Origin of the sequence: Sphingobacterium shayense (genome assembly GCF_013179575.1) — a bacterium.
GTDB classification, from domain to species: domain Bacteria; phylum Bacteroidota; class Bacteroidia; order Sphingobacteriales; family Sphingobacteriaceae; genus Sphingobacterium; species Sphingobacterium shayense.
This window is the reverse complement of the sequence record NZ_JABMCQ010000191.1, coordinates 1-7,082: the sequence shown is the minus strand read 5'-3', so window position 1 is coordinate 7,082 and position 7,082 is coordinate 1. Positions and strand designations below refer to the sequence as shown.

At 42.0% G+C, this 7,082-nt stretch carries 8 protein-coding genes and 1 riboswitch; of the genes, 3 read left to right on the top strand and 5 right to left on the bottom strand.

Features of this window, described 5'->3' with window-relative positions; translation table 11 throughout:
• The 5 genes from HP439_RS16770 to thiS all read right to left on the bottom strand — a co-directional run.
• Positions 1-281: beta/alpha barrel domain-containing protein (locus HP439_RS16770; RefSeq protein ID WP_484592851.1), on the bottom strand; the 281-nt coding region annotated here is incomplete at its 3' end.
• Entirely contained in the window at positions 265-897 is a 633-nt protein-coding gene (locus tag HP439_RS16765; protein ID WP_172391490.1) for a thiamine phosphate synthase, read from the bottom strand. The genes HP439_RS16770 and HP439_RS16765, both read right to left, overlap by 17 nt.
• A gap of 13 nt (positions 898-910) precedes the next feature.
• Positions 911-1,519 carry a thiamine phosphate synthase gene (locus HP439_RS16760; RefSeq protein WP_172391489.1) on the bottom strand — a complete coding sequence of 203 codons (609 nt, stop codon included), beginning with the start codon at positions 1,517-1,519 and terminating at the stop codon, positions 911-913.
• 1 nt (position 1,520) lies between these two features.
• A complete protein-coding gene (thiC, locus tag HP439_RS16755) occupies positions 1,521-3,344 on the bottom strand; it encodes a phosphomethylpyrimidine synthase ThiC (RefSeq protein ID WP_172391488.1) in 1,824 nt (607 codons plus the stop codon).
• Positions 3,345-3,363: 19 nt separating this feature from the next.
• Positions 3,364-3,576: a sulfur carrier protein ThiS gene (gene thiS / locus HP439_RS16750; protein ID WP_172391487.1), complete on the bottom strand. Its 213-nt coding sequence runs from the start codon at positions 3,574-3,576 to the stop codon at positions 3,364-3,366.
• Between the two features lie 66 nt (positions 3,577-3,642).
• Positions 3,643-3,738, bottom strand: a riboswitch (TPP riboswitch).
• Between the two features lie 187 nt (positions 3,739-3,925).
• Here thiS and HP439_RS16745 point away from each other — a divergent pair.
• The 3 genes from HP439_RS16745 to HP439_RS16735 all read left to right on the top strand — a co-directional run.
• A complete protein-coding gene (locus tag HP439_RS16745; protein ID WP_172391486.1) occupies positions 3,926-4,315 on the top strand; it encodes a hypothetical protein in 390 nt (129 codons plus the stop codon).
• A gap of 257 nt (positions 4,316-4,572) precedes the next feature.
• Positions 4,573-5,562: an NAD(P)H-dependent glycerol-3-phosphate dehydrogenase gene (locus tag HP439_RS16740; RefSeq protein WP_172391485.1), complete on the top strand. Its 990-nt coding sequence runs from the start codon at positions 4,573-4,575 to the stop codon at positions 5,560-5,562.
• Positions 5,559-7,082, top strand: a 1,524-nt coding sequence (locus HP439_RS16735; protein ID WP_246229400.1) for an HAD-IIB family hydrolase, incomplete at its 3' end; no start/stop codon positions are given. The genes HP439_RS16740 and HP439_RS16735, both read left to right, overlap by 4 nt.

Below are 7,082 nucleotides of genomic sequence, written 5' to 3'. Positions count from 1 at the left end.
GTTTGGAGTGCTTCGCGAGCGAGTTGAGAAGCCAGTATTGCTTCCTTCGCAGTGCGTGCACCCGCAGTGTTCGGAAGCAGCCGCACTGCTCTTTTATGAATATGTTCAAGAATTTCATCGCTATGACTTTCTAGATCCATCCGTTTTAGAGCAACGGTAATCATCTGGGTCTTTGAAGCGTCTATAGCTGCAGACATACTTTGCGCGGAGCTAAATTTGCCAGTTCCCAAGAATAGTCTAGAGTCAAATGTATGACCTGAAATATTAAGCGTATTTTGCATAAAGTAGTTTTTTAATAGAGTTGATGTAATTCGGTTGTTGAAGCCGCGACTCGATTTCCTTGGACATCGCTACGCCAAATACACCAAGGCGACGTAGTGGTGTAATATCTTCCATGTTTACCGCACCGATGGCGAAAATAGGCGGTGTTACATTCGGACAACGGTCTATAATTTCTTTGTATCCGTCTAGGCCTAAAATTGGACTCAAATTGTCTTTAGTTTTTGTGAACCGTAGTGGTCCCAAGCCGATATAATTGCATTTTTCTTTGACGCGTCGTTTCACCTGATCAAAGGTATTAGCTGTACCTCCTATTATTTTGTGTGGTCCGATCAACTCCCGCGCTGTTCTAATAGGCATGTCGTCTAAACCGAGATGCACGCCATCTAAATCCAAGTCGCTAACGAGCTTTACATGATCATTAACAATTAACGTGAAATCGTAATTTCCTTTCAACATTCTGATCCGCTCGGCGAGATGTTGCAGATCTTGCATCGGGGCGTTTTTAAAACGTAGCTGTACCCAATCGACGCCGTGGTCGAGTGCACGTAGGATATTGTTGTATTGTTCCTTCGCTGTCTCGCCTGAGGAAATATATTGTAATCTCTGATCGTTCATTCGGATGTTGGTATTAGATACGACTAGCACTATAAATATTTTGTATGTTCTGTGTTAGTTCGTAGCATCGTTTAGCCTCGGTTATTGGTGAGTCAGCTTGCCAAATAGCTCCACAAAAAGCGAAATTATCATAGTTGGCATTTGAAAGTTCCGAAACGTTGGCACTGCATAAACCTCCCAAAGCGATGGCTTTTACTTGGAAATTAGACCGGCTTTCAGAGGCTATGCAAGAGACCTGCCGATATCCAGGTTTTGAAATACTGGGGAAAATAGGACCAATGAAGGCCATTTGAATAGGAAGGCCTAATCCGTTAAATTCCGTCCAGCTATGCGTTGAGGTGCTAACTACTGATGCATTGCGAAGTGCTTGTGGAGTATTTCTTTTTCGCATAATCGTCGAATAATGTATTTTATAAATGCCGTACTCACGAGCGACGTCGGGATGCCCATGTAGGATTATCTGCTCTCGCTGACGATCGGTGAATTTCGATAGGTAATCCCTCAGTTCATTTTGGCTCAACAGAGGTTTTCGAATATGAACGATTACTTGCGACCACTGAAGCATTTCTTTGACGATATTTACTTCTTTATAATGAAAATTTGGGAGGGTAAGTACGTGCATGTTACAAATAGATTTCTTTACCATGTTCAATGAAGTCGGACGCTTTTTCTTGCAAACCGGACTCGACACTTTCTCTAATTTCTTGTGTTATTTTCATTGAACAGAATTTTGGCCCACACATTGAGCAGAAATGTGCGATCTTGGCCCCTTCAGCCGGTAGGGTCTCGTCATGGAACTCTCTTGCTGTATCTGGGTCCAATGACAGGTTGAATTGATCTTCCCAGCGAAACTCAAACCGCGCCTTGCTGAGCGCGTTGTCGCGATATTGTGCACCGGGATGACCTTTGGCTAAATCGGCGGCATGCGCTGCGATTTTATAGGCGATCACCCCGTCTTTTACATCCTTCTTATTTGGAAGGCCGAGGTGCTCTTTTGGAGTGACGTAACATAGCATAGCGCATCCATACCAACCAATCATCGCAGCTCCAATCGCTGAGGTAATATGGTCATAACCAGGAGCGATATCTGTTGTAAGTGGACCTAAAGTATAGAATGGGGCATGATCACATTCCTTTAATTGTTTATCCATGTTTTCTTTAATCATGTGCATAGGGATATGGCCGGGTCCTTCTACCATCACCTGAATATCGTTTTCCCAAGCGATTTTAGTTAGTTCGCCAAGCGTTTCTAGTTCAGCAAACTGCGCGGCGTCATTAGCGTCTGCCAAGGATCCTGGACGCAGACCGTCTCCCAGAGAAAATGCTACGTCATATTTTTTCATGATCTCACAGATTTCTTGGAAGTGGGTGTATAAAAAATTCTCTTTATGATGAAAAAGGCACCATTTGGCCATGATTGATCCTCCTCGAGAAACGATCCCTGTTACACGTTTTGCTGTCAGATGGATATAGCGAAGCAATACACCTGCATGTATAGTAAAATAGGACACGCCCTGTTCTGCCTGTTCAATTAAAGTATCTTTAAAAATCTCCCAGGTTAGATCTTCTGCAATACCATTTACTTTTTCTAGTGCCTGATAAATTGGGACTGTCCCGATAGGTACAGGTGAATTGCGTAGTATCCATTCTCGTGTTTCGTGGATGTTTTTACCAGTGGAAAGATCCATAATGGTATCGGCTCCCCAGCGGCATGCCCATACTGCCTTTTCTACTTCTTCCTCGATACTGGAAGATACCGCGCTATTACCAATGTTGGCGTTTATTTTTACTAGAAAATTCCGGCCGATAATCATCGGTTCACACTCAGGATGGTTGACATTGCAAGGGATGATCGCTTTACCGGAGGCTATTTCTTGCCGCACAAACTCTGGCGTTATCTCTCCGTTCGGTATATTAGCGCCCCAACTATCGCCAGGATGTTGATCGTGCAATTCTGAGATTTCTTGATTTCTTAGGTTGCTTAGCCGTTGATTTTCGCGAATTGCGACGTACTCCATCTCTGCGGTGATGATACCTCTTTTTGCGTAGTGTAATTGCGTAACGTTCAGCGACTCTTTCGCTATTTTCGGTCTTCGTATGTGCTCAAACCGTAATCCATCCAGCGATGTGTCTTCCAGGCGCTCTTTGCCATAGTGGGAGCTGCTGGCGTTAAGTTCGAAAGTATCTTGACGATTGTCAATCCAACTTTCACGTAGCCTAGGAATACCCTTGCGTATGTCTATCGCAATATTCGGGTCGGTGTATACTCCTGAGGTGTCGTAGACTGTTACAGGGGGATTTTCGACAAGCTGATCTTGGCGCAGCCGGGTGGGGGAAAGCTTTATCTCACGCATAGCAACTTGTATGGGGAAAAGTGTTCCCGCTAGGTATACTTTGGTGGAATTCGGTAGAGGTTGATTGGAAATCGTTGGGGTTGAACTTTTCATAGTAATGATTTTTTAGGGGTTAACCGCCTTGAGTGGCGGTGATCAATATTATTTCAGATTGTGTTGTAATAGGTGTAGAAGCCCAGTGATTGCGGGGGATGACATGGTCGTTTAGAGCGACGGCAATACCAGTCGATCTCAAATTTGGTATTAATAGCAAAAGTACCTGCTCCAAGTTCTCCGGATAGGGTGCTTCAAATTCGTGAAGTTGATTGTTGAGTTTAATGTGCATACCTAAAGTTTTACTTGTTAAAATACTTTAGGAATGCTGACGACAGACTAGGAAAGTCCGATTGTTGTTGTTCGTCTTACTTTTCCCTACGCTAGTATTAACTAGATCAGGTTCCAAGGGTAAAATCTCAGCCTGTTTTAACAGACACCCCTAAAGCATTATGATACAATGATAGGTATATATTTTAAGAAACAAAATTTTTCTTCGTTTTATTTTTTAATCGTTGTCTCTGCGGTAGTATGTAATGATAGTCAGGCAGGATTTTTGCACTGAACTGTTCTCAAACTTAAATGAAATGGTTAGGTGTTTCCTTTTTGGCTTTTTGATTTTGTTGCTAGTCGGTTGTAAAATGAGGGACGGAGCTGGTTCATTCAATGTTGTCCAATATGATAGCAAAGATAGTACGGTTCTATCCTTAAAGGAAGGCCAAGCATATATTTTGCCGTCCTCAGGAGTACGTGTCTATGTGAAAAGAGTACTTGAGGACAGTCGGTGTCCCAAAGGAGTGCAATGTGTTTGGGCCGGTGTTGGAGTGTTGGAAATAGAAATAACGGCTCAAGACGGCAAGAGTTCTTTGGATACTGTTTCCACGTCCGAATCACCAAAGAGGGGCTACAAAAAGTCAACAATATTTGACCAACATCGTATTATATTGGAATCTCTGTATCCATATCCTGTATCGGGAAAATCCCAGGCCGATTTTGGTGAATATAATGCTATAATTTCTATCGTTAAATAGATTGTAATCTACAATGATTTTTTTTGCTTTTTATGATTCGAAAACTAGTTTTTTAATTTTAAAAACGATAGGATTTTTCATGAAATAAGTGAATAAATATTCTTTTGTTCTTTATGTTTTATCATATTTTGCGCGAACTTTTAAGCCCGAATTCGGATTTAGTTTGCTTATTAGTTTATTTTTACCTATATTTGTATCGTAATAGATAATAAAGAAGGTGGAATCCCCTCCATTTTCATCAAATAAACTACAGCGATTTGACAGATTTGAGCGTAATAGGTGGTGGCAGTTTTGCTACGGCTTTAGTGAAAATATTGACAGAGAATAAGGTTAAAATTTCATGGTATTTAAGACGAGAAGAACAGGTAAAATATATAGAAGAGGAAGGTAATAATCCCGATTATCTATCCTTCGTAAAATTAGATCGAGCATATCTTGAGCTCTCCAGCGACCTCGATTATTGTATAGCAAATTCTCAAATTATTTTGTTTGTCGTACCAAGTGCACATTTTGAAAATTTATGTCAGGGAATTGACCCGTTGGCGATGCGAGACAAGGTCGTCGTGACAGCTATCAAGGGCACGGTAGGCGTAGGTAACATGCTTCCCTCTGCGTTTGTGGCACGTAACTTCGGAATTGAGGAGGAAAGTCAAGCTATAATTGCCGGACCGTGCCATGCCGAGGAGATTGCGATGGGCAAAAAAACTTACATGACAATAGGTTCTCCGAATGTAGAAATTCTCAACAAATTGACACCTTACTTCGCGTCTCACTACCTCACGGTTAATGTGCAGCAAGATATGAGTGGTGCTGAATACGCTGCGATATATAAAAACGTTGTAGGTCTTGTGTGCGGGATGGCTAAAGGCCTTAATTATGGTGATAATTTTATGGCTGTGCTAGTTTCTAATGCGATTTATGAATTGGAGACTTTGCTTCAAGCATTATATGTGAAGCAAAAACGCATATCTTGTTCGAGCTATTTGGGTGATCTATTTGTGACGGCGTATTCTGCACATAGCCGTAATCGCACATTCGGCGAACTAATTGGAAGAGGGTATAGTGTTGGGCAAACGCAAAACGCGATGAATATGGTTGCCGAAGGATATACCGCAACCAAGGGCCTATACCAGACGGCGAAAGACCTTAATATAAACATGCCTATTGTAAATACAGCTTACAGGATCTTGTATAATCATATGGCGGTAACAACAGAATTTAAACTATTAGAAAGGAATATAATATGATGCTTTTAGCAACTGATTTAGATGGAACATTTTTGGGTGGTAGTATGGAGAATCGCTTACGATTGTATCGTCTAATCAAACAAAATACAGATATACAATTGGTCTTTGTAACGGGGCGCGGAGTGGAATCTGTACTTCCTTTGCTGAATGACCCATTGATCCCTACACCAAATTACATCATTGCCGATGTAGGCGCTACTGTCGTGAATGGTATGACTCTTGAATCTGTGGAGCCAATACAAGGCGAAATTGAGAGCCGCTGGCCCTCGACATACGCGGTGCGTGCCAAAGTGCTCGAGATCGCTGATGTCACTTTTCAAGAAGTACCGCAGCAACGTCGCTGCTCTTTCTATTACGATGGTTCTGCTAATTTAGAAGTGATCAAAGAGGTTGCCGAAAGCTTCGACTGTGATGTGATTACCTCTGTGGATAAATATCTTGATGTGCTTCCTCGTGGAGTGAACAAAGGGAGTACCCTGCGTGCTTTGGTGGAAATGCTCCATGTTGATGAAGACTGTGTACTGGTTGCCGGCGACACGCTTAACGATCTCTCCCTTTATAAGACGGGATATAAAGGTGTCGTAGTTGGTAAGGCCGAGCAGCTCTTGATTGATCAGACTGCTGGTTTGGAGAATGTTTATCAGGCGTTAGATGCAGGTGCTGGTGGTATTTTAGAATCGATGACTCATTTCGAACGATTTCAGAAGTTCGCGAAAAAAGTTGTGACGCGTAGAAAAAAACTAACTAACGTAGGAGCAAATCAACTTGTCATGGTGTATCATAGGTTGCCGTTTGAACAGGAAGTAGTAAACGGCAAATCTATCCGTGTGTCCCCAAAAAGCCCAAATGGAATAATTCCCTCATTGTTAGGGCTATTTGAGAAAGGACGTTCTGGCATTTGGATTGGTGAGGAGGAGCAGCAGTGTGATAAACCAGAAGTTCCTAACCAGCTTATTGATGAGGAGAAATTTCCGAATTTGGTTGCTGCAACGATAAGCATCCCAAAGGAAGATATCGACCAGTTCTATCGTGTTTTTTCGAAGGAGGCGTTATGGCCAATGATTTTTTCTTTTGTTGATAAGGCGAAATTTAATCATGAAGATTGGGAGCACTACTTGAAGATAAACCAAATGTTTGCTGAGCGTATCGCTAAAGAGGCTGATGAAAATGCGTTGGTATGGATTCATGAATATAACCTATGGATGGTTCCCGCTTATTTGAAACCATTACGTCCGGATTTAAAAATCGGTTTTTTCCACCATACATCGTTTCCCGCAGCTGACGTATTTAATATTATTCCTTGGCGCAAGGAAATCATCGGAAGTTTATTACTTTGTGACTTTATTAGCTTTCATATTCCGCGCTATGTGGAGAACTTTATCGATGTACTACGCAGTCACACCCCGTTTAAAGTTATCAAGAAGATTAATGCTGCAAAACAATTCCTTACCTATAGCTGCGCACTGGGCGTTGACCAAATGACTAAGATTATTGAGATCGATGGTCGCCAGATTAGATTA